Genomic DNA, 24045 nt, shown 5'->3' on the forward strand with positions numbered 1-24045 from the left:
CGGTCAATTGATCGGCATTTTTATTATCATCGATTTAAGAGAACCTGCTGCTGAACAATTTGCCCACTATGCTCGCCTTGTTGGGTCTTTTCCAACCAAAGCCATTCGTTATTGGTCATTCGTAAAAAATTTGAACAACGTGTGCCATACACAGGGCTTTGAATAAAAGTCGATGATAATAACTCTTCCATTTCTGGCTGAATGCCCGTATTGGGTAATAATGCCGTTGTGACCTTACGCTCATCTTCAAGAATATCCCATGCAGCATGTTGCAAAGTTAACTCTTCCGTCTGGTGCTGAAGCAAAGGCAAAAACTCTTGCGTAAAACGTGTTCTTAAATGTCTGGTTTTTTCCCAATGTTCAGACATCAAACCATTTGAAACCACATAAACACCATTGGCTAATACTTGCGGGGCTTCACCACGGTTACTCATATAAACCGCTTGATCAGCATTTCCCATAAATAGGTTAAAGCCAGCAAAGTTCTGTTGCTGCTGTTCTAATTGTTGAGCAAATCGAATCGGCAATAAATCTGACTCTAAAAAAGCCTGAACTAAATGCCCCCGAGAGGTTTCATATGATTTCTGATCTCGTCCATCACGAAAATTGGTCAAGACAGCCCATCGGCCTTGAGGTGTAACGCCCATCCAAGTACCACCCGACTGTAAATCTTGCCCAGCAATAATCGGTGTATGTTGCCACTGATGTAACAATGCTGTTGGTCGATGATAGAACTCATCCCGATTTGACATAAGACATAAGGGCATATCATCCAGAACATGCCATGCTAAAGCCACAATACACATCTTTTCTTATTCCATATCTTTACACATTGAATGTACAACATTTTTCACATCATTCCGCTACAATCTGTCAAAACGTAAGATCAAGGAGCAGCAATGCTGACCTATCCTAATATCGATCCGGTCGCAATACATCTAGGACCTCTTCAAGTCCATTGGTATGGACTCATGTATTTATTGGCATTTTTATGTGCTTGGGGGCTAGCTTCCTACCGTGCCAAACAGCGTGATGGCTGGACATCAGAAATGGTTTCCGATCTGGTGTTTTACGGTGCTTTAGGTGTCGTTCTGGGCGGTCGTGTCGGCTACGTCCTTTTCTATGAGTTTGATAAATTCCTTGAAAATCCGATTTGGCTATTCCAAGTCTGGACAGGTGGTATGAGTTTCCACGGCGGCTTTTTAGGCGTCATGATTGCGATGTTATTTTGGTGTAAAAAATATCAAAAAACATGGTTCCAAACTCTCGACTTTATCGCCCCATGTGTACCGACTGGCTTAATGTTTGGGCGCTTTGGTAACTTCATTGGTGGAGAGTTATATGGTCGTGCAGTAACTGACCCAAATTATCCATTCGGTATGATCTTCCCGACCGATCCATTACAACTGGTACGCCATCCATCACAAATTTATCAAGCAATTTGTGAAGGCTTAATCCTATTTATTGTCTTGTGGTGGTTTAGTTCAAAACCACGTCCACGCATGGCAGTTTCTGCCCTATTTTTAATGGGCTATGGTGTTGCACGCTTCGTAATGGAATTCTTCCGTCAACCAGATGCCGACCAAGGTTTTATTTTGTTTGGCTGGATGACTAAAGGTCAGATCCTCACCGTTCCAATGCTATTAATTGGCCTTTGGATGATGTGGTATGCCTACCAAAAGAAAATTTATGACTGGGGCCCACAAAAGAACAGTTAATATGATAAATCAGAGGAGTTTCGGCTCCTCTTTTCTTTTTTATGCTACAGTTTTTACTCTCCTAAAAATGAAGATATGACATGCTGGAATTCTGGTTTAACACTCAAGTCCCGACATTTAAAAAATTAGTAATTTTAATTATTACACTGTTGATTTGTATTGGATTATATCAATACCAACCACTGCCTTTAGATACCATTCTAATGTTTACAGGAACTGGGATTATTTTTTTAATCTGTCGCTATTTTAAATTACATTTTGCTCAGAAAAATCCAACTGGCCTACTTTACCGCCTGCTGACTTGGATCCCTATCGCACTGTTATTTGCACTTATTTTTGTTAAAACAATGCCGAATTTGCTGATCTGGGGTGTGCAAGGAATCGCTTTTATGGCGCTTGCTGCTTTTATTTTTTCACCTCAATCACTTTTTAATAAATAGGCTCAATATATGTTGGCTTATTGGTACAACGCACCACGTCACATCAAACTTATCTTCATTATTGTTGTTTGTGTTGCAGTTTATGCTGCTAATCAAGTTCAGCCCTTACCTCCTATTTATACAATACTCAGCCTTATTTTCGGGTTTGGTTTACATGTTGGGCATTACTTGAATACCAAACTTTCAAACAACACATCAGGCAAATCGAGCTTGGGCGTTTTAATCAAAATCTATCCTATTTTAATCATTATTATTTTGATGTATTTGCTCCCTGTTCAGCATAAATGGATTCATCTCATACAAGCTTTAGGCTTTGTACTGGTTGGCTTTTTTCTTGTTTCGATTTATCAAAATCGCGCTAAACGATTTTAATTACAAACTATTGCTCGCTTTCCTACCTGTCATTAAACCATGTTATTATCTTCCACGGTTTATTGATCCAGAAACCATCTCCCCTTCTATTTTATGGAATTAATCCGAACTCGAGAGTGTTATGCGTGCATATTTAGACCTACTACAACATATCCTTGATAATGGCGGTGACAAAGGCGACCGTACAGGCACAGGAACCCGTTCTGTATTTGGTCATCAAATGCGTTTTGATCTCTCTAAAGGTTTTCCTTTACTCACCACCAAAAAAGTTCACTTCCGCTCGATTGTGATTGAGTTGCTTTGGTTTTTAAAAGGCGACACTAACGTCCAATACCTAAAAGACAATAAAGTTTCAATTTGGGACGAATGGGCAACAGCAGAACAAACTGCTCGCTTTGGCCGTCCAGAGCATGAACTTGGACCAGTCTATGGTCATCAATGGCGTAATTTCGGCGCAACTAAAAATGCTGACGGTACTTATAATCAAGATGGTTTTGACCAGATTAAATGGTTAATTAACGAAATTAAGACCAATCCAAACTCGCGCCGTTTAATTATTTCTGGCTGGAACCCAAATGAAGCTGGACAAGTTGCCTTACCGCCTTGCCATACGCTCTTCCAATTTTTCGTACAAGACAACAAGTTGTCATGCCAGCTTTATCAACGTAGTGCCGATGTGTTTTTAGGCGTGCCTTTTAACATCGCGAGTTATGCTCTACTCACCCATATGATTGCTCAAGTGTGCGGTTTAGGTGTAGGGGATTTTGTCTGGACTGGTGGTGATACGCATCTTTATGCCAACCATTTTGAACAAGCTAAACTTCAATTGACACGTGAGCCTTTACCGCTATGCCAATTGAAACTAAATCCAGAAATAACTGACTTATTTGATTTCAAATTTGAAGATATCGAGATTGTAGGTTACGAGTCACATCCGGCAATTAAAGCACCAGTTGCAGTATAACGAAGGCTTAAATTTCATTAGATTACGGTTTAGAGAATAAGATTATGGCATGGCAAAATGTAGAAGTTGTCCACGTTGTGGCAATGGACAAAAACCACTGTATTGGTAAAGGCAATGCGTTGCCATGGCATATTTCTGCCGACTTAAAACATTTTAAAGAAATCACACAAGGTGGCGTGGTCGTGATGGGTCGTAAAACCCTTGAGTCTATGGGCCGTGCTCTACCAAACCGTGTGAACTGGGTGATTACCCGTGACATTAACTGGCAATTTGATGGCGTTAAAGTTGCGTATTCAATTGAAGATGCCTTAAATGCAGCTTTAGAAGATGTAAAGAATACCGAAAAACAAGCTTTATTCATCATTGGTGGCGGCGAGATATTCAAGCAAACCTTATCGATTGCAGACCGTCTTGAACTTACTCATGTTGACTTAGATGTGCAAGGTGATGCACATTATCCAACAATACCGAGTGAGTTTCATAAAACTGCAAGTGAACAGCAAGTTGATGAAAAATCAGGAACTTCATTCGAGTTTGCTACTTATAAAAAATAATTTTATGGATGCCTATGCACAATATCGGAACACGTGAATTTATTATTGCTCTACTTTTTGGGCTATTACATAGTCTATTCACGCTGTTTATTGTGTTCTCTAGCATTTGGGTATGCGTAGCGCTTTGGGTTCAACAACCTTTTGGCTGGTTGGGCAGCCGCATACTCATTGGCATCTGGATTGCTTTTGCACTCAGCATGGCTGGCTTATATGTTGAAGGTCATATTATTAGTCGCCGTACCGATATCCTGATTTATCTTCTTGCATTTGCTTGTTCGCTAGTCTGGTATTTTTCGATTACTGCACGTCAAGATCGAGACTGGAACCCTGAAGTCGCGAATATGCTGAGCTATGAAAAGCACGGCGATGTAATCACTTTACACAATGTTCGTAACTTCAACTGGCATCCTGATGGAACCTATGATGTGCGATGGGAAACCCGCAGTTTTGACCTCAACCAGTTAAATGGAGTAAATATCATTACTTCTTACTGGATGGGACCACAAATTGCTCACACACTGGTAAGCTTCGAATTTAAGAATCAGCAACCTTTAGTCTTCTCAATCGAGATTCGTAAAGAAAAGACTGAAGAGTTTTCGGCAATTGGCGGTTTTTTTAGAAAATATGAACTTAGCTTAATTGCTTCTGATGAAAAGGATATTGTCTATACGCGTAGCAACATCCGTAAAGAGCAAGTGTATAATTTTCCAGTCAATATGCCGCGTAGCGAGCAAAAAGCGCTATTTTTAGAATATCTTAAGAAATCGGATGAGCTACGCAAGAAGCCTGAGTGGTACAACACCCTTACGAGTAACTGTACAACCTTAATTTTCGATATGGTTCAAGCAATTAACCCATATCAGCTTCCCAAAGATTATCGTCTAATCGCTTCGGGTTACTTACCTAATTATTTATATGACCTTAAAGCACTTAATCAAAATATCAGTTTAAAACAGTGGTATCAAATTGCACATATCAACCCAAGAACTGAAAATTTTGAACAGCTCTCAGATCAGAGTAGTGAACACTTCTCTCAAATCGTTCGACAAGGTTTACCTAAAGCTAAATGAAATAAGTAATGCACTTTTCTTTACTTTTTTATACATGCTTTACTTTGTATTTTAAATACATAAACCCTATTGTAATAGGCAGGAAATAGAGGGAAAAACAATGCAACAGGCATTATTTGGCGGCGGCTGTTTTTGGTGCGTCGAAGCTGTATTTTTACAAATACGCGGTGTAGAAAAAGTAACGAGTGGTTATGCAGGTGGACACACCACTAACCCTACCTACGAGCAAGTATGTCAAGGAGACACCCAGCACGCTGAGGTGATCTTAGTCGACTTTGATGAAGAGCAAGTAACTTACTCCCAGTTACTCGACGTGTTCTTTGCGACTCATGATCCAACGACTTTAAATCGCCAAGGTAATGATATCGGCACACAATACCGCTCTGTTATTTACTATTATAATGAAGAGCAAAAGCAGGCAGCGGAACACACGATTCAGACTCTAAAAAATGACGATCTTGATATTGTGACTGAGCTGTCCCCTGTTCCGACATTCTATCCAGCAGAAGAATATCATCAGAATTACTATGCAAAGAATCCTTCACAAGGTTATTGCAACTTTGCGATTCCACCAAAGCTGCTCAAGCTATATAGTAAATTCCAGCATCTGATGAAAGATCAATAAATCAGAACAATAAAAAAGCAACCAGTTTGGTTGCTTTTTTATTGAGTAAACTAAATTTTAGTTTTCACTTACAAAGGCAATATCGCTCAGTCCGGCTTCACTGGCGCGAGACATTACCTGAGCAACAGTATCGTACTTCGACTCTTTATCAGCACGAAGTTGAACTGTTGGTTTAACATCACCTTGACCTGCTTCTTGAAAACGTTTTTGAAGCTCATCAAGGCTAATTACTTGAGTATCCCAAGCCACTTCACCATTTGCATTAATACTAATCGTAATTGCTTTTGGTGGTGGATCAATAATTTCAGCAGTTGTTTTAGGAAGCGTTAATGGAATCGATGGGTTGGCAACTGTTGCTGTGACCAAAAAGATGATCATTAACACCAACATAATGTCGATTAGCGGAATGAGGTTCATCTCATTTATGCCACTATCGTGGTCTTCACCCAATTGAAAAGCCATTAAGCTTGACCTCCAACATAACTTTGCTGTGCAGTTTTAACATCAGACTTTACAGTTGAGTCTTGCTGCAACATCGTATCAATTAATAAGCTGTGCGCTTGATCTTGTAAATCATGAGCAAGACCACGGTTAGCGCGTACACAAATGTTATAAGCCAATACCGCAGGAATCGCAACTGCAAGACCAAGGCCCGTCATAATAAGCGCCTCACCTACTGGTGTAGCCACTTGAGCCAAACCTGCTTGTCCACTTTTACCGACTGCAACAAGTGCATGGAAAATACCCCATACCGTACCAAACAAACCAACGAATGGTGCAATTGAAGCAATTGTTCCTAAAACAGAAATACCTTTTTCAGCATTGACTTTTTCAGCAGAAATTTGACGAAGTAGAGCCTGCTCCGCAACCGCTTTACGCTGCTCAAAACTTAAAGGTTGTAACTTTGCTTTTAGCGAAGTGATAGCCTGAGAAAGTTGAGCATAAGCTTGTTGCTTTAATTGGCGAGTCCCCATCAAACGTAAGATGAAAACTGTCCAGGTAGCAATCGACATTGCCAATAAGATGAAATACAGGGTTTTACTCACTGCATCTGCATGTTGCCAATAGATTGAAAAGTTCATATTGAACTCCTGATTAAGGTTAGCCGTTGGGACTCAAATTTATTAAGGATTAAACTCAAATGGTTGCTCAGTTTTAATTGGATAAGCAACACCATTTTCCATATAAGGTTTAAATTTCGCACCACGTACTGCGCGCAAAACTTTGTCATCTAAATTCTGCAAACCACTACTTTTAGTAACTCGTGCAACTGTAACCTTACCTTTTTCATCTGCTTCAATATATATACCAACTGAACGTGTTTGATTTTCTAAATCTTTTGAAGTAACGGTTACACGTGGCGATCGACTCCATTGAATACCCGAACCACCAATTGAAACGCGTTTTGGTGAGGGATCTGGAGCAGTTTGAGCTTTAGGTGCTTCTGGTATCACTGGTTTTGGAGTTTCCTCCACTTTTTTAACAACAGTTGTCGTCGTTGTCACCACTTTGGTTTCAACTTTAGGTTCTGTCTTTACTGTTTCTTTTGGTGTTTCAGCTTTTTTCACCTGTTGAATTTTTTCCACTTTTTTCGGTGGTGTCACAGGCTTTTCAACAACTTTAACTTCTTTTACCTCTTTTTTAGGTTCCGGCTTTTTAGGCGGTTCCTTTGGCTTAGGAGGTAGTGGTTTTGGTTGCTCTTGAATTTTTACGAAACGTACCTGTAAAGGCTTCTTCTCGATTGGCTTTAATTCAGCAGGCTTAATATGGCTGACCGCCCATAAGACCCCGATATGACCAATTGCAACCGCAATTAGTGCCGTGATGACTTTCTTTTTCATCGGATTGGGAGAGTTTAAGGCTGCGGAAGATTGACTCATAAGAATCTAATTACCTAATGGATGATGATTTCAGATTTCTATTTGTAGAAACGATTTCAAACATCGGATAGAACAATAAAGTGCCACAATAATAAATGAGAAGTGTTTTCATTTGCAACTATTTTTTGAGAAAAACATTTGCTCAATATCACTAATTTGTATCAGTTGAGTGTCTTTGCTTTTGTTTTCTCATAGTTACATGAACGCGTATCTCTTGTTCACAAAGTATTTAATCTAACTTATATAGTTAGGCTAATTTCACTATGAAGAGATCGAATCCTACCATAAATTCATTCAATATTGTTACGTTATATCATTTCAATATTTTTTTTGATATAAAAAAACACGCATAAAGCGTGCTTTTTTAAAATAAGCGTTATTTAAAAAACAACCGTCTTGTTACCATCAACAATAATACGGTCTTCTAAATGCCATTTTACTGCACGAGCCAATACATTACGCTCGACATCTTCACCTAGCTCACGAAGTTGCTCAACATTATAGTCATGGCTTACACGCTCAACGTCTTGCTCAATAATTGGGCCTTGGTCTAGATCAGCCGTCACATAATGAGCTGTCGCACCAATCAACTTCACACCTTTTTCATAAGCTTGCTTGTATGGATTAGCACCCACGAAAGCTGGCAAGAAAGAATGGTGGATATTGATGATTTTCATTTCCCATTTCGCAACAAAATCTTCGCTTAAAATCTGCATGTAACGTGCAAGAACTAATAAGTCATTGCCCTGCATCATTTCATCAATTTGTGCATAAGCTTCAGCTTTATTGTCTTTAGTTACTTTAATTACAGTAAATGGAATACCGAAGTTCTCAACGGATTCACGTAAATCTTCGTGGTTAGAAATCACGTGTGTAATTTCACAAGGTAACGACCCACGTGCATGACGCCACAATAACTCAAGTAAAGCATGGTCGACTTTAGAAACTAAAATACCAACCTTTTTAATTTCATTTACGAAAGCAAGACGCCATTGCATGCCATAACGCTCAGCAACGTTGGCAGCAAATGTTTGAATTAATGCATCTTTACGTGACTGTAAATGGTCAAGTTCAAACTCAACACGCATGAAATAACGTCCACCCTGAGCTTCCGTCGCATACTGATCAAGCGCGGTAATATTTGCACCTTGGTGGTACAAAAAGCTCGATACAGCCTGTACGATCCCAGGCTTGTCTTCACAAGTAATCAGTAAACGGGCTGTATTGGCAGTGGTCATATTCATTTGGTTAATATCACTTAATTGAGTCAAATTTTTAATAAGCCGAGTATTCTAGCGCTCTAAATAGGCAAGCACAACTATTCATCTTTTAACGACGACAAGCTGGCGAATAGATCAGAAGGCCCCAGTGAATCAAGCAACTGCTCGTAAGTTGCTCGGCTTTCTCCCATAAGATAAGGACCTTCAAGGAAAACCATTTGACGTAATGCCTGCCAAACCCATTTCTCTTCTAAGTGGTTATTGTCACTAATGTGACCAGACATATATAAAAAGTTTGTCCAGTTTGTTAATACAATCCATAAGTTAATAATGAGCGCTTCAATTTCAGATGGCGTCATTTTCATAAGGCCGGCATCGACAAAGGCTTGATAAATCTTTTGCCCCTGTTGCATGACCTGTCCAGCAAACCGTGGATAAATCTTTTTAAAGTCTTCGTTACTTTCAACTAAATGATAGACATCACGATGGATAAAACGGTAACTCCAGAGTTGACCACTTAATACTTGAAAATAGTTAATTTTATCATTGGTCGTTAGTGGTCTGTCTTCAGGTAAAGAAAGCATTTCCAAAGTCTCAACCTGATATTGGTACATTAATTCTTTAATAATTTCATGCTTATTCCGGAAATGGTAATACAAGTTTCCAGGACTAATACCTAACTCCGCCGCAATATGATTGGTTGTAACCGACCGTTCACCTCGCTCGTTAAAAAGCTGCAAACTAATTTGTAAAATCCGGTCTTTTGTCTTCAGAGCTTTAGGTAGAGACATTTTAATAACCTTTAATAATTCACATGGTTAAGACTTAAACACATAAACCGACTTGACTATTTAGAGTATTTACTCTAAAAAATAAGTATATCAGTATATTTGGTAAGTACCGATGAACAGTCAAACAAAAACAAATCCAGAGACTCAGCTTCCTTATGATGTTAAGCATTTACATGATTTGCTTGAACAACAAAAGCTCGCTTATTTACGTCATCCGGTACCCACTGCTAAAGAGCGTATTGATCGTTTAGCTCGTCTTAAAAGAGTCTTGGTAAAATATCAAGATCAGATTGCCGAAGCAATTAACCTTGATTATGGCAATCGTGCAGTTATGGAAACAAAAATTGGTGAACTACTCACGAGTTTGGAACAAATCAAGTATTACAGTAAACATCTGACTGCGTGGATGAAACCATCAAAACGCCACATCAGTGTATTACATCAGCCAGCAAAAGGTTGGGTACAATATCAACCTATGGGTGTGATTGGTATTATTACACCATGGAATTATCCATTATTACTTTCGGTTGGACCTCTGATCTGTGCATTAGCTGCGGGCAATCATGCAATGATCAAAATTTCTAGTGCCTCACCAAACTTTGGACGTGCCCTTGAAAGTGCATTGGCAGAAGCATTCCCACAAGAATTAGTTGCTGTGGTAAATGGTGGTGGCGTTATTTCAGATGCGTTTAGTCATTTGCCTTTTGACAAAATGATTTTCACAGGCTCAACTTCTGTTGGTAAAACAGTGATGGCAGCCGCAGCTCAAAACCTAGTTCCAGTAATTCTCGAGTTAGGCGGAAAATCTCCTGCCCTAGTACATGCATCAATGGACATGAAAGATGTTGCCCAGCGTATTGCTGTAGGTAAATTGTGGAATGCAGGACAAACTTGTGTTGCGCCAGATCATATTTTCTTACCACGAGGCAAAACTGCCGAGTTCATCGAGAACTTTAAATTGATTGTAGCTGGAATGTATCCTCATTTCCGCAACAACCAAGATTACACTTCTATTATTAATGATAAACAGTACAACCGCATTCAGGGCTATCTCGAAAATGCCCGTGATCAAGGTGCACGTATTGTTGAAATTAACCCGCAAAATGAAATTTTAGATGATGTCCGTAAAATTGCACCGACTTTAGTTACAGGTGTAACGACTGCAATGGATATTATGCAAAATGAAATCTTCGGGCCTATTCTACCAATTTTAGAATATGACCAAATAGAAGAAGTCGTCGAATTCATTAATAGTCGCCCGCGTCCTTTAGCGATGTATTATTTTGACTATGATCAAGCGCGTGCTGACTATATTGCACAGCACACCCATTCAGGGCATTTTGGAATTAACATGGTGATTACCCATGTTGCACAAGATGATTTACCGTTTGGCGGGATTGGCGCATCAGGTATGGGTAAATATCACGGACCAGAGGGCTTTTTTAGCCTTTCTCATGAGCGTTCGGTGATGTCAAATCCAAAACTTTATAGCCTTAAATACATTCTTCCACCGTTCAATAAGCCGATTCATCGATTCATTTCGAAAACCTTGTTGCGCTAACTGATCAAGGCATGATCTGTTATACTAAATCATGCCTCGTTTTTACCAATTTCGCTTGTCTTTTAATCGTATTTTTGGTATAAAACGCCCCTTGAATGAATTCATCCGTTTACATTTAGTATGACTGGCCACAGATTTGCTGTTGGCTGAATCAATGGAGTTACACCATGTCTAAGGTTTGCCAAGTTACCGGCAAGCGTCCAGTCGTTGGTAACAACGTCTCACACGCCAACAACAAAACCAAGCGCCGGTTCGAGCCGAACCTGCACCACCACCGTTTCTGGTTAGAAAGCGAAAAACGTTTTGTACGTCTTCGTTTAACCACTAAAGGTATGCGTATTATTGACAAATTGGGTATCGAAAAGGTTGTTGCAGACCTTCGTGCTCAAGGTCAAAAGATCTAAGGAGTCTGAGCAATGCGTGATAAGATTCGCCTCGTTTCTTCAGCTGGTACAGGTTACTTCTATACCACGACTAAAAACAAACGTACTATGCCGGAAAAAATGGAAATCAAAAAATTTGATCCAAAAATCCGTCAACACGTGATTTTCAAAGAAGCTAAAATCAAATAATTTTAGCCTCGAAAAAAACGACTTCTTTATGAAGTCGTTTTTTTTTTTGCATTTTTTTTATACCTACCTTTTTGTTAAACTTTCTCTACATTCCGCCTTGGCATTTTTTATGCTTGTTTTTAGCCTAACTCACGTAAAAGGAGTTTTTAGTGCCGCATGACGTAGATTTAATTATTTTACTTGCTGTTGGTTTCGGCGTTGCCCTCATTTTTGGCTACATTGCAGCCCGATTACGACTCCCCCCTCTTATCGGCTATTTAATTGCCGGAATTATTATTAGCCCAAATACACCCGGTATAGAAGCAGATATCCACCTTGCCAACCAGCTTGCAGAACTCGGGGTCATGTTCCTGATGTTTGGTGTAGGGATGCACTTTTCATTAAAAGACTTATTACTGGTTCGTCGTATTGCCTTGCCTGGCGCAATTCTACAAATCGCTGTTGCAACCTTACTTGGTATTGGCGTTTCAATGCTATGGGGATGGAGTTTCGGGTCTGCACTCGTTTTTGGCTTAAGTCTATCGTGTGCGAGTACAGTTGTATTATTAAAAGCATTAGGAGACCGAGGTCTTTTAGACTCAGTTAACGGCAAAATTGCTGTGGGTTGGTTGTTAGTCGAAGATTTAGTGATGGTGCTAGTTTTAGTACTTCTTCCGGCTACAGCTGTTTTACTCGGTGGAAAAGCACCAGCAGGTGCAGACGGTAATATCTGGTTAACCCTTGGAATCACCTTATTAAAGGTGATTGGCTTTATTGCCTTTATGCTCATTGTAGGCAAACGCGTTGTGCCTATTATTATGCAATTTGTTGCTCGTTTAGGATCAAGAGAGCTATTTACGCTGACCGTCGTCGCTGCTGCTGTTTCGATCGCTTACGGTTCTTATGCCATCTTTGGGGTTTCAATGGCTTTAGGGGCATTCTTTGCAGGTATGGTCGTTAAAGAATCAGACTTTAGCCATCGTGCTGAGGAAGAGACTCTCCCACTACGTGAAATTTTCTCGATTTTATTTTTCGTTTCTGTGGGCATGCTGTTTGATCCACATATTCTTGTTGAGAGTCCACTCCATATTTTAGCTGTTATCGCGATTATTATGGTAGGTAAGACTCTTGCAGCAATGGCATTGGTTTTATTCTTCCGCTATCCAATCAATACAGCTTTAACAGTCGGGGCAAGCCTTGCACAGATTGGTGAGTTTTCATTTATTTTGGCGACACTTGGTGTTTCTTTAGGCTTATTAAGCTTAGAAGCTCAGAATCTAATTCTAGCAGGCGCTTTATTTTCAATTACGCTTAACTCTTTCATCTTCTCAGCGATTGAACCTGTACAACGCTGGATTCGTGAACGCTCTCACTTAGCTCGACTGCTTGAACGTAGCGGTGACCCATTAGCAATGTTACCCGATGAAGTTGATCAAGCTTACTTACGTGATCAGGTCGTAATTGTGGGGTATGGCGGTGTAGGACGACGCATTACTGAAAATTTAATTAATGAGAATATTAAAGTCGTTATTGCAGAAGAGAATCGTGAAATCGTAGAAAAACTACGTAACGCAAATATTGCTGCTGTGAGTGGTGTTGCTACTGAACCAAGTGTTTTAATTCAAGCACATATCATGCATGCACGACTCTTGGTAATCTCACCTATGGATATTTTAGATATTCACCGTATCGTGGCGATTGCCAAGCAATTAAATCCTCAGATTCAGGTATTAATTTGTGCAGAAAGCAAAGAAGAAGCAGCGGTTATCCGTGATGAAAATATTGGCGAAGTGTTCTATGCAAAAGAAGAAATGGCAAAGAATATGAGTCACCACATCTTAAATCAGATCGAGCTTGCTCATCAGTCAACAATTCATTAACCCATATAAAAAGCGTACTCAAGAGTACGCTTTTTTTAACTCAAGAATTTAGGCTGTTCGTCTAATACCTCAGCCTGCCACTCGTTTACCTGCTTTTCCAGCAGTCCAAACAATGCAGCCTGAATCATATGCTGAGCAACAACTGGAGTCTGCTCACCCAAGATTGCTTTGACTTCATCGCTAAATTGAATTTTAACCAAGGGTTCATTCTCAGAACCTGCATTACGCAAGGCGAGTTCACCACCTTCGAGTTGAACTAATTCCAACACTGCTTCTTGATTTCCAAATAACTCTTTCAATTGCTGTATAGACATATACTTCCTCCATGTTTCAACATGGTGGCAAAGCACCCTTGCACTTTGCATCTCTTGTCTTATTTATATAGGCACACCTAGTCTAAATTTCAAGCATCTAGGCAGTTTAATTTTAGAACTCGACCATTTCGTTACGAAAACCATCAATTAAATGACTTAATTCTCGGTGCCATTCACGCAAGATTTTAACATCTGGCAACCAAGACTGAGGCCCTTGTGTCACTTTAATAATAAGGTTAGAAGAAGTTTCTTCTTCAGGAGTCGGTTCTTTTGGTTCTGGGGCGTATTGGCACATACGATAAGCTCGTTTTAACTCTGCAACAAAACCATCTTTTGCCAATTGCTGCAAAACGGACACTTCAGGGGAAACCTGTCCTTTTGCCGCCATATGTTCCTCAATAGATTTTAAGGTGGGTTGCAAATCATTTAAACGGTAATAACGTACCAATTCTTGTAAGAACGCTAACATTGCGCCATGTAAATGAAATACAGCTGCTTCACGGTAAGCTTGTACCTGCTGCACATGATCGGTCTGCTCTGCCTGTTGACACGCTAAACGTGCAAAATAGAGCTTCTGATTGGTACGATCGGCATGATAACGAGCAACACGTGACATAATTAAACTTTCCTGTTCTAAAATCGCCATTGCAATAGCTATTCTTAGCTTAACGACTCCATTGATAAAATCAACGTTATTTATGGTAAATCCAGCTCAACTTGATAAATTTTACGTTTAGCTAAAATTTTCACTGGCTGTTTTATAGGACGGACATTACTTAAGACCCAAGCAAAATAGCCTTCACTCCAAGCAGATGCACAGGCTAAATTGACCTCGTCATTTCGCCAAGCATGAATAGAGTCGACATCAACTAAAGCGACAGCAACTCCTTCCTCTTCATCAGTATCTTTAATCAGAAAGTTCTGGTTTTCGACAATTAATAGATCTTTCACTGGTAACTGCGTAGGCACCCATGAACGCACTTCAAGTGTTTTGATACCTTCAGCAATACGAATACCATTGGGCGTTACAATCGAGAGAGCTAAAAATTGTCTTTTCATCAGAAAAACTTATTCTTCGGCTGCTTTAACTCGAATTCCATAGCCTTTAACTTTAAGCGTATTTAAGCCTTTAATTGCCTTAATCGCTTCACGTGGATTCGGCATTTCAACAAAACCAAAGCCTTTCGATTTACCTGTGTCTTTATCAGTCACAAGAACACATGTATCAACTTTACCATATGCCTTAAACAACTCTAAAACTTCAGCTTCACTTACAGCACGATCTAAATTACGAACTAATATTTTCATTTTCTAACCTTAATTGGCAATAAAAGGGAGGGCCAATATACATTTAAGTAATCACAGCGTCTTATACAGTAGTTTAGTCCAGATCGATACCAAAACCTAAATTTACTGCAGGAGATCTGTTCCATTGTTTTTTAGTAAATTGCTGAGGTACTTGCCTATGAATTTTTGCTTGAACCAAGTGTGCAGGCAGATCATTTAAGAAATAACTCTCAACTTTACGACCTTGCTCATCATAAGTGTCTTGCGACCACGTATTAAGATTTTGCTTCGTCAAAATTAATTCATTTTCAGCACGCGTTAAGGCAACATATAGCACACGGCGTTCTTCCTCAACATCATCAAAATCACCCTGAGCCCTTGCATAAGGATATTGATTTGGCGATACGTGAGGTACATAACAAACTTTCTGTTCGGCACCCTTAGCTGAATGAATCGTAATTAAAGTTACCAAATCTTGATCAGCAGCTTTTTCAATTTCAGAAACTGAAATCGGCTCAAGTACATACTCCTCAAGGAATTCACCTAACGACGCATGCTTTCGTGCAAGTTGCTTAACCAAATCAAAGTCTTTTAAACGACGCGACCAATCTTTAGTTTTATAATTTTGCTCTAGCTGTTCACCTAAAGCATCAAGAGCCAAGCCAATACTTGCCTCGACATGCTGCTGTAATACATCTAGTTGTTTTAAAATTAAAATCGCTTGTAGAGGTACCTTGCCATGACGTTCAAGTCGCTGACAGCGCTCCTCGACATCAACAATTCCCATCAGCTCTTGGGCTAACTTACTGGCACCAACATCACCGATCCCATCCCACAAGGTTAAAAAACGCATCCAAGCCAAATCATCGTGAGGGTTACTCACAATACGTAGCAGGCTCAGTACATCTTTTACATGGGCCGACTCAAGAAGCTTTACCCCACCAATAAAACGATAAGGTATTTCAGCAGCAATAAAAGCCCCTTCTAGATATCGAGCACTATAGCTAGAACGGACTAACACCATGTGGTCATGCCAGTTTGCACCTTGCTGATGCCGCGTTATTAAATCTTGTGCAATCCAGTTTGCTTCTTCAAACTCATTACCAAACAAATGTAGCTGTGGCTTTTGCCCTTGACCACGATGCGCTTGTAGCTGTTTTTGATAATCAATTGGGCTATGTGCCAATAACCAATTTGATAAATCTAGAATTTCTTGAGTCGAGCGATAATTTAAAGCGAGTGTAAGTACTTCTGCATCGGATATTCGTTCTTTAAAAGAATGAATATTTTCAAAGTCTGCGCCACGAAAGCCATAAATGGACTGAGCGTCATCACCCACGCAAAATAACTTCACTTTACCAATTAAAGGCTGCAACAAAGCCCATTGCAAAGGGTTTGTATCTTGCATTTCATCAACTAGCAATGCCTGACAAAAGCCTGCCACCCAATTGGTCAACGCTTCTGAGTTTTGTAAATGAACAGCCACAATCGACAAGATATCGTCGTAATCTAAAAAATTACGCTCTCTTTTACGTTGCTCATAAGTTTTCATCAACTCAGCAATTTGTGCCTTGTGCTCATAGGCTTCTGGAAGTTGCTTAAGCAGTGCTTCAGAAAGCTTGGTTTGAGTATTTCTTGCATAGGAATATAGATCACACAGCTCTGCCGCTTTAGGTAAAACATTATCTTTGTCTTTACCTCTTAATAAACGGAACATCAGTAACTGATCATCGCGATCAATAATACTAAATTGATTTAAGCCAAAAGCTTGTGGATTACGGCGCAGTAAATACATACAAAAAGTATGAAAAGTCGAAGCTCTTAGACCCTTTGCCTGTGCTCCTACATGCTGCTCTACTCTTGCAACAATCTCACTCGCAGCACGTCGAGTAAAAGTTAAAATCTGGATTTGATTCGCTGGTAAGCCTTGATCAATTAAATAGGCGGCACGTGCAACAATTGTCTTTGTCTTGCCACAACCAGCACCCGCCAAAACTAAACAGTTCTGCGCAGATGTCGTGGCTGCTTTTTTTTGCTGAGCATTTAGTTCATTAATTAATTTTGCAAGACTCATAACACATATCGCTAAAACACCAAGACATAGTTTAACAGACCCAACCATAGATGCGTCTGCTCGCCCTAAAAACAAAAAGAGCACCTAAAGTGCTCTTTGTTTCAATTTTCTTATTTAAGATATTGTTTTTGAACTAGATGGTAGATGCTTAATCGCAGAAGCCAAACCTAGAAAATTAATTCCTTGAAATAGGATATCAATAGCAAGGAACATTCCTAGCACCCAAAAAGGTGAATCTTTAGAAACCAAAATTAAAATACCTGTAGCGAGTGTTAATAATCCGGAGAATAAAGTCCAGCCCCAGCCCGTAATTGGCTTAAGTAAAATCGCGTTTATTGTACGTATAGTCCCAGCGATGATAAGTGCAATCGATAGTAAGCTTGTTAAAACTACCGCGGTTTTTACAGGAGTAGAAAAAGCGTAATAACCCGCTATTAAATAAAGTACACCAAACAGTGCCCATAACCATCGGCTTGCGCCTTTAAAAACACTAATAGCCGCAACAAGATGTAAAACACCTCCGACCATCATGAGTATTCCAAATAAAAAAACGACTGAAAAGGTCGCAAATGGTAATGAACTAAACAAAATCAGACCGAAGCCAATAAGCACAAAGCCTAATATCAAATACCACTTACGATCAGCATGTAACTGATTACGCACCAAATCATTACCGACAGTTTTCATCATGGCTACTCTTATTATCAGGTATTAGAATTTCATCTACCTAATAATAGTGATCCACTTCACATTTTTTGTCTGTATAAGATCTGCATCGTTTCTTATCAATTAATGTGGATAAAGCAGTATTTATCCACAATTTTATTTCACCCAACCAATTTCTTGAGCTGTAAGTAAACCTATTATCGTTTCATGTAAACCATTCGGCATTTTACTGCTCTGCTCAGATAATGGTGTTCGACCACCCATGATTTCAGCGTCAATTTGCGGATATAAAGGCACTTTTTCAGGGTGCGCGTAACCTAGAGGATAAAGCGGTTGACCAGTTTTTAAATCATATTTGTCTTGTGCCCCAAAGCCATGTAATAGCTCATGAACAATCACAACCTGATTTTGGGAAGCTTGTGTTTTAGTCGCAAATAAATTCACACTACCAATACGACCTTTTTCCAAAGCAGTCGAATGGATCAAAACTTTTTGATAATTGGGATCGTAATAATTTAAATAAAGTTTAAGTGATGCCCCATTGTCTTCAGGTTGTTGATGTCGCCATGCATAAAAACGGAACTTTAAACTCCACCACATTACATGAAAGATATTGGCATTTTGAGGAACCTCAGGAGGTCGTTGCTGTAACGGCTGACCTAAACGAATTACAAAGTTTCCTGATTGACCACGATAGTGTTGCGACCATTCTCCCAAATAATTTCTTATTCTCTCAAAATCAGTGTATTTTAACTGATGGATATAGCTCTGCGTTGTCTGCAAACCATCTGCATTAATAGGATGTAAAACGACAACAATAGGTTGATTCCAGTCTTGGTTTTGATCTCGCCATGCCTGAACAGCAACAATCAATAAAATAATTAACAAACATAAAACTCGAATGTTTTTCCACATTCTTTTTCCCCATACATTTAAAATTTTCTTTTATTGTTTTAGATATAAAAAATGCTAGCTGAGCTAGCATTTTTTATTGTGGACTTAATTAGCCCTCAACCCATTTACCATTTTGATAAATTAGGCTCCATTTGGTTTGTTTACCTTCTGGAGTTTCCGAGCCTACATATTGTGATTGATTCTTACGACTGAATTTCACAACTGTCGGATTACCTTCAGGGTCCACATCTGGTGCTTGTAAAATAAATTGATATTTAGGATCAAGCTGAGCAGCAACACTACGCAATTCCGCAACTTTTGGCGCACGTGTTTCACGAATTTTCGGGAATTTACTTGCAGCCAAGAATAAACCAGCAGCACCATCACGCAACACGAAATAGTCATCATGCTTTGTTGAGCGCAAATGTTCCATTTTGATCGGTTCTACACGTGGAGGTGCAGGCTGACCGCTTTTCAAGACCTTACGAGTATTGTCACAACTTGTACAAGCGAAATACGGACCAAAACGACCAGTCTTAAGCTGCATTTCACCATCACATTTATCACACGGAATGGTTGGGCCATCGTAGCCTTTAATCTTGAACTCACCTTCTTCGAGCTCAAAACCGTCACAGTCAGGGTTGTTACCACATACGTGCAGTTTACGACCACCATCAATCACATAGCTGTCCATGGCTGTGCCACATTTCGCACAACGATGTTTTGACATCAAGTCTGCGGTTTCAGCACCATCATCATCAGAAAGAGCAGCTAAGGACTCAACTGGCGTTAAGTTCAAAGTACCTTTACAACGCTCTTTAGGTGGTAAGTTATACCCAGAACAACCTAAGAACACGCCTGTTGTACCTGTACGAATCTGCATTGGACGTGAACATTCAGGACAATGTACCGCTGGCACTTCAACCGGTTGGTTACGGCGCATGCCGTGCTCGCCTTGAGCATTGGTAAGACGTTTTTTGAAGTCACCATAGAAAGTATCAAGTAACTCTTTCCAGTTACGCTCGCCTGTTGCAACTTTATCGAGCTGCCCTTCAAGGTCTGCTGTAAAGGCATAGTTCATCAAGTTATTGAAACTTTCATCAAGTCGATCTGTCACGATTTCACCCATTTTTTCGGCGAAAAGACGGCGGTTTTCCAACTTAACGTAGCCACGTTCTTGAATTGTAGAAATAATCGCTGCATAAGTCGAAGGACGACCAATACTACGTTTTTCGAGTTCTTTAACCAAAGAAGCTTCAGTAAAACGTGCAGGTGGTTTAGTAAAGTGCTGACTTGGGTCTAACTTCTCTAATTTTAAAATTTCACCTACTTTAATTGCAGGCAAAATAATATCGTCATCAGACTTGTTAGCACCACGCACTCGTGTAAAACCATCAAATACAAGCGTACGGCCTTTTGCCTTCAATTCAACATTTGCAGCTTCAACCGTTAAAGTTGAAGATAAATATTCTGCTGGAGTCATTTGACAAGCAACAAACTGACGCCAGATCAAATCATATAAACGCTGAGCATCACGCTCTACACCTGCAAGTTGGTCACCTGTAAGCGCAACATTAGAAGGACGAATTGCTTCATGGGCTTCTTGAGCACCGGCTTTGTTTCCATAGCGGTTTGGCTTTGCAGGTAAATATTTCTCACCAAATTGGCTTTCAATATGAGCACGTACCATGCTTACTGCATCATCACTCAAGAATGTTGAGTCAGTACGCATATAGGTAATAAAACCTGCTTCATATAGACGCTGCGCCAACATCATGGTTTTCTTTACAGAAAAACCTAGACGTGTACTTGCAGCCTGTTGCAGCGTTGAAGTGATATACGGTGCACTTGGATTGACCTTAGTCGGTTTATCTTCACGCTGTGCAACTTTATATTCAGCACCTTTTAAAACGTCTAATAGAGCATCGGTTTCAGCTTTATTTTTCAGTTTAAGGGTTTTACCAGCTTGCTTAACTGCTTCAAGACGAATGTCATCTTTCTTGGCTTGAGTATCTGCAAAAACTTGCCAGTATTCTTCTGGTATAAAAGCACGAATTTCTCTTTCACGCTCTACAACCAGTTTCACTGCTACAGACTGTACACGACCTGCCGATAAACCACGGGCAATCTTTTCCCACAGCAATGGTGAAACCATAAAGCCAACAACACGGTCTAAGAAACGGCGTGCTTGCTGAGCATTAACTCGGTTTAAATCTAGGCGGGTAGGTTGTTTAAATGCTTCTTGAATAGCATTTTTAGTAATTTCGTTAAATACCACGCGATGATAACGACTGTCATCACCACCAATAACTTCTCTTAGGTGCCAAGCAATGGCTTCCCCTTCTCTATCCAAGTCCGTTGCGAGATAGATTGCATCAGCATCTTTGGCGAGTTTCTTTAGTTCAGCAACAACATTTTCCTTACCTGGCAGAACTTCGTAATGAGCTTCCCAACCATGTTCAGGATCAACCCCCATACGATTAACTAAAGCCTGACTGGCTTTTTGTTCTTTTTCTGCTTCAGTGAGTTTAGTCCGTGCAGCGGGCTTTTTCTCAGTTGATTTACTGCCACCTGTTGGCAAATCACGCACGTGACCTACAGAAGACTTTACAATGTATTGCGAACCCAGATATTTATTGATGGTTTTCGCTTTGGCAGGCGACTCCACAATCACTAAGGCACGTTTATGTGCAGCAGGTGCAGTAGATGCTGTGCTTTGAGATGCAGAGCGCGAGGTATTCGCCATATAAAATGTTATTCCTATACCAATAAATTTAAAAATCAGGCTTTAGCCAAGTTCAACAGATAAGCCTTCATCTCATCTAATTGTGTTGCTCTCAGGTCTGATTCCTCATCCCAATAAAGCCCTACACAGTTTGCCTGCATATCAATAGCATAAATCCCTTTTAATGCAATGGGAGAATCATTAAATTTCTCATCACCCTGAACTACTTTTAATTTGCCGTCTACAACACGAGCACGCATTAAAGATAAACGGGCATCGGGAATCAATACACTATAATAAGCAACCATGCTGGCACGCTTTTCAGTCGCCATTGGGACATGTGTCCATTCAGGTGCAACGATTACACGCGGGTGTAAACCCATTTTACGAGCTTTATCACGCATAATACCAAGTGCCTTTTCACGTGGGCTCACTCTTAAACCAAAAATGGAGCCTAGTACGAAAAGAACAATGATAACGGTAACCCAAATTCCCATATTGTCCATAGCAAAACCTATTAATCTCTTTTATTAGAGTTGCATAAGCTGACCAGAAAACGCAAGTTTCATCATAAAAATAATGCCCAATCCAGGGGCAAGCTTAAAAATAGTCAGATTTCACAGTGCAAATTACGATGAGCTAACTCAAATATAATTAAGGATTCGAATTACGATCCACAAGTGTCAGCTTCCCAAATTGGTCAATATGAGCATCCCCCCACTGTTTTAAAGCAAATAGAATTTTCTCAAGACTTTGTCCCAAATCAGTCAGGCAATATTCCACTTTAGGCGGTACCTGAGGATAGACTTCTCTATGAATAATTCCATCTTGTTCCAATTCACGTAGCTGATTTGTCAGCATTCTTTGGGTAATGCTCGGAACACGCTTTCGAATTTCGTTAAACCTCAAGGTGCCTTCATTAAATAAATGCCAAAGAATGACGCATTTCCATTTTCCATCAATCAAGCTAATCGCCGCCTCCACTGAACATCCCGGAGAGCAATCAAAACTTGAATGTCTTGCTTTTGCCATTTTACAGTATCCTTTTTAACACTATGAGCGTTATTTGTCTGTAGTCACTTATTTTAAGCTTACGTTATGATCAAACTCTCAACAAGAGGAATGATCATTATGAAAGCTGTGGCATATCAAAAAGCGGGGCCTATTACATCGCCAGAAGCACTCGTCGATATTGAACTCGATGCCCCTATTGCTGAAGGACACGATTTACTTGTTCGTGTACAAGCTGTTTCAGTAAATCCGGTAGATACTAAAATTCGAAAGAATGTAAGCCCTGAGAATAATCAGTGGAAAACTCTTGGCTGGGACGCAGTAGGTGTAGTTGAAGCGATTGGAGATAAAGTTACTCAATTTAAGATTGGCGATATTGTTTGGTATGCAGGTGCTCTTAATCGTCAAGGTAGTAATAGCGAATTACAGCTCGTTGATGAACGTATTGTTGGCCATAAACCAAAAACTTTAGAAGCAACCGAGGCTGCAGCTCTCCCTTTAACTGCAATCACGGCTTGGGAGATGTTATTTGATCGTCTACAAGTGCCAAAGAACGCACCAGAAAACACAACAATATTAGTGATTGGTGGAGCTGGCGGTGTAGGTTCAATCACCATTCAACTTCTTAAACAGCTGACTAACCTAACAATTATTGCAACAGCTTCACGAGCAGAAACTCAAGACTGGGTTAAGCAACTTGGAGCAGATTATGTGTTGGATCATCGTCAACCTTTAGCAGCCCAAATCAAGCAATTAGGTTTAACTGCACCTTTATATGTATTCTCGACTACTCAAACAGATCAGCATTTAGCAGATATTGTAGAGTTGATTGCACCGCAAGGCCGTTTCGGACTTATTGATGATCCTGAACAGTTAGATATCAAACCGTTTAAATCGAAGTCCGTATCAGTGCATTGGGAATTTATGTTTACACGTTCAATGTTCCAGACCGAAGATATGGCAAAACAAAGTGAACTATTAAATGAAGTCAGCAAGCTAGTTGATGAAGGAAAAATTAAGACGACTGTGACAGAAGTTATAAGTCCAATTAATGCTAAAAATTTAAAACGAGTTCATCAGCAAATTGAAAGTGGTACAACAAAAGGTAAGATCGTCTTACAAGGTTTTTAAACAAAATTGGAAAATATTCCCCAATAAAAAGGCAAGTATCGAACTTGCCTTTTTATTAATAGTGGGGAGGTTTATTCGTTAATGGATCAAAAGGTGCAATGCCTTCTGACAAATCCGACGATTCAACACGTTGATAAAGAAATTGCATTTGTTTTTTCAAATCAGCTATTTCTTGAGTTTGAATAGCGAGTTGTTGATTTAATTGTTCAACTAAATCATCCAAAAATGTAATTCGCACTTGCAAATCTTCAATGGGTGCGGAAAATGACGCTTGATCATCATGATATGGTGGTTTAGTCATTTAAATCCTCATTTGA

At 39.8% G+C, this 24045-nt stretch carries 28 protein-coding genes and 1 pseudogene; 12 read left to right on the forward strand and 17 right to left on the reverse strand.

Annotation, left to right across the window (positions count from 1 at the left end):
• Window positions 1-26: 26 nt before the first annotated feature.
• On the reverse strand, window positions 27-806 hold the full coding sequence (locus tag AAC388_RS15885; protein WP_199984169.1) for an NRDE family protein: 780 nt from the start codon (window positions 804-806) through the stop codon (window positions 27-29).
• A 93-nt stretch (window positions 807-899) separates the two neighbouring features.
• Here AAC388_RS15885 and lgt point away from each other — a divergent pair, with 93 nt between their 5' ends.
• From lgt to msrA, 7 genes and pseudogenes are all read left to right on the forward strand, one after another.
• Window positions 900-1718: a prolipoprotein diacylglyceryl transferase gene (gene lgt / locus AAC388_RS15890; RefSeq protein ID WP_005066098.1), complete on the forward strand. Its 819-nt coding sequence runs from the start codon at window positions 900-902 to the stop codon at window positions 1716-1718.
• Window positions 1719-1798: 80 nt separating this feature from the next.
• A complete protein-coding gene (locus tag AAC388_RS15895; RefSeq protein WP_005079162.1) occupies window positions 1799-2158 on the forward strand; it encodes a hypothetical protein in 360 nt (119 codons plus the stop codon).
• 9 nt (window positions 2159-2167) lie between these two features.
• Window positions 2168-2633, forward strand: a pseudogene (locus AAC388_RS15900) (hypothetical protein).
• An 18-nt stretch (window positions 2634-2651) separates the two neighbouring features.
• Window positions 2652-3494 carry a thymidylate synthase gene (gene thyA / locus AAC388_RS15905; RefSeq protein WP_032005162.1) on the forward strand — a complete coding sequence of 281 codons (843 nt, stop codon included), beginning with the start codon at window positions 2652-2654 and terminating at the stop codon, window positions 3492-3494.
• Window positions 3495-3538: 44 nt separating this feature from the next.
• Window positions 3539-4048 carry a dihydrofolate reductase gene (locus AAC388_RS15910; RefSeq protein ID WP_003654807.1) on the forward strand — a complete coding sequence of 170 codons (510 nt, stop codon included), beginning with the start codon at window positions 3539-3541 and terminating at the stop codon, window positions 4046-4048.
• 14 nt (window positions 4049-4062) lie between these two features.
• Window positions 4063-5118, forward strand: coding sequence for a DUF4105 domain-containing protein (locus AAC388_RS15915; protein WP_342370914.1), 1056 nt, complete (start codon window positions 4063-4065; stop codon window positions 5116-5118).
• A 100-nt stretch (window positions 5119-5218) separates the two neighbouring features.
• Window positions 5219-5743, forward strand: a complete 525-nt coding sequence (gene msrA, locus AAC388_RS15920; protein ID WP_004794799.1) for a peptide-methionine (S)-S-oxide reductase MsrA — start codon at window positions 5219-5221, stop codon at window positions 5741-5743.
• 57 nt (window positions 5744-5800) lie between these two features.
• On the opposite strand, the gene AAC388_RS15925 is transcribed toward msrA, so the two are convergent.
• The 5 genes from AAC388_RS15925 to AAC388_RS15945 form a co-directional block, all read right to left on the reverse strand.
• Window positions 5801-6205 carry a biopolymer transporter ExbD gene (locus AAC388_RS15925; RefSeq protein WP_003654800.1) on the reverse strand — a complete coding sequence of 135 codons (405 nt, stop codon included), beginning with the start codon at window positions 6203-6205 and terminating at the stop codon, window positions 5801-5803.
• The gene (locus tag AAC388_RS15930; protein WP_004641039.1) at window positions 6205-6825 is read right to left on the reverse strand and encodes a MotA/TolQ/ExbB proton channel family protein; all 621 of its coding nucleotides are present in this window, start codon (window positions 6823-6825) and stop codon (window positions 6205-6207) included. The genes AAC388_RS15925 and AAC388_RS15930 overlap by 1 nt, the downstream gene beginning before the upstream one ends.
• A gap of 42 nt (window positions 6826-6867) precedes the next feature.
• Window positions 6868-7623 carry an energy transducer TonB gene (locus AAC388_RS15935; protein WP_069141747.1) on the reverse strand — a complete coding sequence of 252 codons (756 nt, stop codon included), beginning with the start codon at window positions 7621-7623 and terminating at the stop codon, window positions 6868-6870.
• A 380-nt stretch (window positions 7624-8003) separates the two neighbouring features.
• Complete coding sequence (purU, locus tag AAC388_RS15940) at window positions 8004-8867, reverse strand: formyltetrahydrofolate deformylase (protein ID WP_005066088.1); 864 nt, start codon at window positions 8865-8867, stop codon at window positions 8004-8006.
• A gap of 74 nt (window positions 8868-8941) precedes the next feature.
• Window positions 8942-9634: a TetR/AcrR family transcriptional regulator gene (locus AAC388_RS15945; RefSeq protein WP_002114968.1), complete on the reverse strand. Its 693-nt coding sequence runs from the start codon at window positions 9632-9634 to the stop codon at window positions 8942-8944.
• Between the two features lie 112 nt (window positions 9635-9746).
• On the opposite strand from AAC388_RS15945, the gene AAC388_RS15950 reads away from it, so the two are divergent.
• From AAC388_RS15950 to AAC388_RS15965, 4 genes are all read left to right on the forward strand, one after another.
• Window positions 9747-11195, forward strand: coding sequence for a coniferyl aldehyde dehydrogenase (locus tag AAC388_RS15950; RefSeq protein ID WP_342370915.1), 1449 nt, complete (start codon window positions 9747-9749; stop codon window positions 11193-11195).
• A gap of 167 nt (window positions 11196-11362) precedes the next feature.
• Window positions 11363-11599 carry a 50S ribosomal protein L28 gene (gene rpmB / locus AAC388_RS15955; RefSeq protein ID WP_000048256.1) on the forward strand — a complete coding sequence of 79 codons (237 nt, stop codon included), beginning with the start codon at window positions 11363-11365 and terminating at the stop codon, window positions 11597-11599.
• A gap of 12 nt (window positions 11600-11611) precedes the next feature.
• Complete coding sequence (gene rpmG / locus AAC388_RS15960) at window positions 11612-11767, forward strand: 50S ribosomal protein L33 (RefSeq protein WP_001205031.1); 156 nt, start codon at window positions 11612-11614, stop codon at window positions 11765-11767.
• A 149-nt stretch (window positions 11768-11916) separates the two neighbouring features.
• A complete protein-coding gene (locus AAC388_RS15965; protein WP_032005156.1) occupies window positions 11917-13626 on the forward strand; it encodes a cation:proton antiporter in 1710 nt (569 codons plus the stop codon).
• 35 nt (window positions 13627-13661) lie between these two features.
• On the opposite strand, the gene AAC388_RS15970 is transcribed toward AAC388_RS15965, so the two are convergent.
• From AAC388_RS15970 to AAC388_RS16015, 10 genes are all read right to left on the reverse strand, one after another.
• The gene (locus AAC388_RS15970; RefSeq protein ID WP_002114792.1) at window positions 13662-13940 is read right to left on the reverse strand and encodes a hypothetical protein; all 279 of its coding nucleotides are present in this window, start codon (window positions 13938-13940) and stop codon (window positions 13662-13664) included.
• Between the two features lie 112 nt (window positions 13941-14052).
• On the reverse strand, window positions 14053-14556 hold the full coding sequence (locus AAC388_RS15975) for a DUF6586 family protein (protein WP_005066079.1): 504 nt from the start codon (window positions 14554-14556) through the stop codon (window positions 14053-14055).
• 80 nt (window positions 14557-14636) lie between these two features.
• The gene (locus AAC388_RS15980) at window positions 14637-14999 is read right to left on the reverse strand and encodes an ASCH domain-containing protein (protein WP_086265053.1); all 363 of its coding nucleotides are present in this window, start codon (window positions 14997-14999) and stop codon (window positions 14637-14639) included.
• A 9-nt stretch (window positions 15000-15008) separates the two neighbouring features.
• The gene (locus tag AAC388_RS15985; protein WP_002115113.1) at window positions 15009-15248 is read right to left on the reverse strand and encodes an RNA-binding protein; all 240 of its coding nucleotides are present in this window, start codon (window positions 15246-15248) and stop codon (window positions 15009-15011) included.
• A 73-nt stretch (window positions 15249-15321) separates the two neighbouring features.
• The gene (locus tag AAC388_RS15990) at window positions 15322-17301 is read right to left on the reverse strand and encodes an ATP-dependent helicase (RefSeq protein ID WP_342371589.1); all 1980 of its coding nucleotides are present in this window, start codon (window positions 17299-17301) and stop codon (window positions 15322-15324) included.
• A gap of 114 nt (window positions 17302-17415) precedes the next feature.
• Complete coding sequence (locus AAC388_RS15995; protein ID WP_016805985.1) at window positions 17416-17988, reverse strand: HdeD family acid-resistance protein; 573 nt, start codon at window positions 17986-17988, stop codon at window positions 17416-17418.
• Between the two features lie 135 nt (window positions 17989-18123).
• Window positions 18124-18882 carry a hypothetical protein gene (locus AAC388_RS16000; RefSeq protein WP_284091216.1) on the reverse strand — a complete coding sequence of 253 codons (759 nt, stop codon included), beginning with the start codon at window positions 18880-18882 and terminating at the stop codon, window positions 18124-18126.
• An 88-nt stretch (window positions 18883-18970) separates the two neighbouring features.
• Window positions 18971-21607, reverse strand: coding sequence for a type I DNA topoisomerase (topA, locus tag AAC388_RS16005; RefSeq protein WP_002115027.1), 2637 nt, complete (start codon window positions 21605-21607; stop codon window positions 18971-18973).
• Window positions 21608-21642: 35 nt separating this feature from the next.
• Entirely contained in the window at window positions 21643-22092 is a 450-nt protein-coding gene (locus AAC388_RS16010) for a hypothetical protein (RefSeq protein ID WP_002114763.1), read from the reverse strand.
• A gap of 148 nt (window positions 22093-22240) precedes the next feature.
• Complete coding sequence (locus tag AAC388_RS16015) at window positions 22241-22618, reverse strand: helix-turn-helix domain-containing protein (protein ID WP_130173226.1); 378 nt, start codon at window positions 22616-22618, stop codon at window positions 22241-22243.
• Window positions 22619-22717: 99 nt separating this feature from the next.
• On the opposite strand from AAC388_RS16015, the gene AAC388_RS16020 reads away from it, so the two are divergent.
• Window positions 22718-23728, forward strand: coding sequence for a zinc-binding alcohol dehydrogenase family protein (locus tag AAC388_RS16020; RefSeq protein WP_342370916.1), 1011 nt, complete (start codon window positions 22718-22720; stop codon window positions 23726-23728).
• 55 nt (window positions 23729-23783) lie between these two features.
• On the opposite strand, the gene AAC388_RS16025 is transcribed toward AAC388_RS16020, so the two are convergent.
• A complete protein-coding gene (locus AAC388_RS16025; RefSeq protein ID WP_002115104.1) occupies window positions 23784-24029 on the reverse strand; it encodes a SlyX family protein in 246 nt (81 codons plus the stop codon).
• Window positions 24030-24045: the final 16 nt, after the last annotated feature.

The organism is Acinetobacter sp. D009 (assembly GCF_038562025.1).
Classification (GTDB): domain Bacteria; phylum Pseudomonadota; class Gammaproteobacteria; order Pseudomonadales; family Moraxellaceae; genus Acinetobacter; species Acinetobacter pittii.

Excerpts from the sequence above, each read along its gene's own strand:
- AAC388_RS15885 (WP_199984169.1), bottom strand. The coding sequence starts at position 806 with ATGTGTATTGTGGCTTTAGCATGGCATGTTCTGGATGATATGCCCTTA.
- lgt (WP_005066098.1), top strand. The coding sequence starts at position 900 with ATGCTGACCTATCCTAATATCGATCCGGTCGCAATACATCTAGGACCT.
- AAC388_RS15895 (WP_005079162.1), top strand. The coding sequence starts at position 1,799 with ATGCTGGAATTCTGGTTTAACACTCAAGTCCCGACATTTAAAAAATTA.
- thyA (WP_032005162.1), top strand. The coding sequence starts at position 2,652 with ATGCGTGCATATTTAGACCTACTACAACATATCCTTGATAATGGCGGT.
- AAC388_RS15910 (WP_003654807.1), top strand. The coding sequence starts at position 3,539 with ATGGCATGGCAAAATGTAGAAGTTGTCCACGTTGTGGCAATGGACAAA.
- AAC388_RS15915 (WP_342370914.1), top strand. The coding sequence starts at position 4,063 with ATGCACAATATCGGAACACGTGAATTTATTATTGCTCTACTTTTTGGG.
- msrA (WP_004794799.1), top strand. The coding sequence starts at position 5,219 with ATGCAACAGGCATTATTTGGCGGCGGCTGTTTTTGGTGCGTCGAAGCT.
- AAC388_RS15925 (WP_003654800.1), bottom strand. The coding sequence starts at position 6,205 with ATGGCTTTTCAATTGGGTGAAGACCACGATAGTGGCATAAATGAGATG.
- AAC388_RS15930 (WP_004641039.1), bottom strand. The coding sequence starts at position 6,825 with ATGAACTTTTCAATCTATTGGCAACATGCAGATGCAGTGAGTAAAACC.
- AAC388_RS15935 (WP_069141747.1), bottom strand. The coding sequence starts at position 7,623 with ATGAGTCAATCTTCCGCAGCCTTAAACTCTCCCAATCCGATGAAAAAG.
- purU (WP_005066088.1), bottom strand. The coding sequence starts at position 8,867 with ATGAATATGACCACTGCCAATACAGCCCGTTTACTGATTACTTGTGAA.
- AAC388_RS15945 (WP_002114968.1), bottom strand. The coding sequence starts at position 9,634 with ATGTCTCTACCTAAAGCTCTGAAGACAAAAGACCGGATTTTACAAATT.
- AAC388_RS15950 (WP_342370915.1), top strand. The coding sequence starts at position 9,747 with ATGAACAGTCAAACAAAAACAAATCCAGAGACTCAGCTTCCTTATGAT.
- rpmB (WP_000048256.1), top strand. The coding sequence starts at position 11,363 with ATGTCTAAGGTTTGCCAAGTTACCGGCAAGCGTCCAGTCGTTGGTAAC.
- rpmG (WP_001205031.1), top strand. The coding sequence starts at position 11,612 with ATGCGTGATAAGATTCGCCTCGTTTCTTCAGCTGGTACAGGTTACTTC.
- AAC388_RS15970 (WP_002114792.1), bottom strand. The coding sequence starts at position 13,940 with ATGTCTATACAGCAATTGAAAGAGTTATTTGGAAATCAAGAAGCAGTG.
- AAC388_RS15975 (WP_005066079.1), bottom strand. The coding sequence starts at position 14,556 with ATGTCACGTGTTGCTCGTTATCATGCCGATCGTACCAATCAGAAGCTC.
- AAC388_RS15980 (WP_086265053.1), bottom strand. The coding sequence starts at position 14,999 with ATGAAAAGACAATTTTTAGCTCTCTCGATTGTAACGCCCAATGGTATT.
- AAC388_RS15985 (WP_002115113.1), bottom strand. The coding sequence starts at position 15,248 with ATGAAAATATTAGTTCGTAATTTAGATCGTGCTGTAAGTGAAGCTGAA.
- AAC388_RS15990 (WP_342371589.1), bottom strand. The coding sequence starts at position 17,301 with ATGAGTCTTGCAAAATTAATTAATGAACTAAATGCTCAGCAAAAAAAA.
- AAC388_RS15995 (WP_016805985.1), bottom strand. The coding sequence starts at position 17,988 with ATGAAAACTGTCGGTAATGATTTGGTGCGTAATCAGTTACATGCTGAT.
- AAC388_RS16000 (WP_284091216.1), bottom strand. The coding sequence starts at position 18,882 with ATGTGGAAAAACATTCGAGTTTTATGTTTGTTAATTATTTTATTGATT.
- topA (WP_002115027.1), bottom strand. The coding sequence starts at position 21,607 with ATGGCGAATACCTCGCGCTCTGCATCTCAAAGCACAGCATCTACTGCA.
- AAC388_RS16010 (WP_002114763.1), bottom strand. The coding sequence starts at position 22,092 with ATGGACAATATGGGAATTTGGGTTACCGTTATCATTGTTCTTTTCGTA.
- AAC388_RS16015 (WP_130173226.1), bottom strand. The coding sequence starts at position 22,618 with ATGGCAAAAGCAAGACATTCAAGTTTTGATTGCTCTCCGGGATGTTCA.
- AAC388_RS16020 (WP_342370916.1), top strand. The coding sequence starts at position 22,718 with ATGAAAGCTGTGGCATATCAAAAAGCGGGGCCTATTACATCGCCAGAA.
- AAC388_RS16025 (WP_002115104.1), bottom strand. The coding sequence starts at position 24,029 with ATGACTAAACCACCATATCATGATGATCAAGCGTCATTTTCCGCACCC.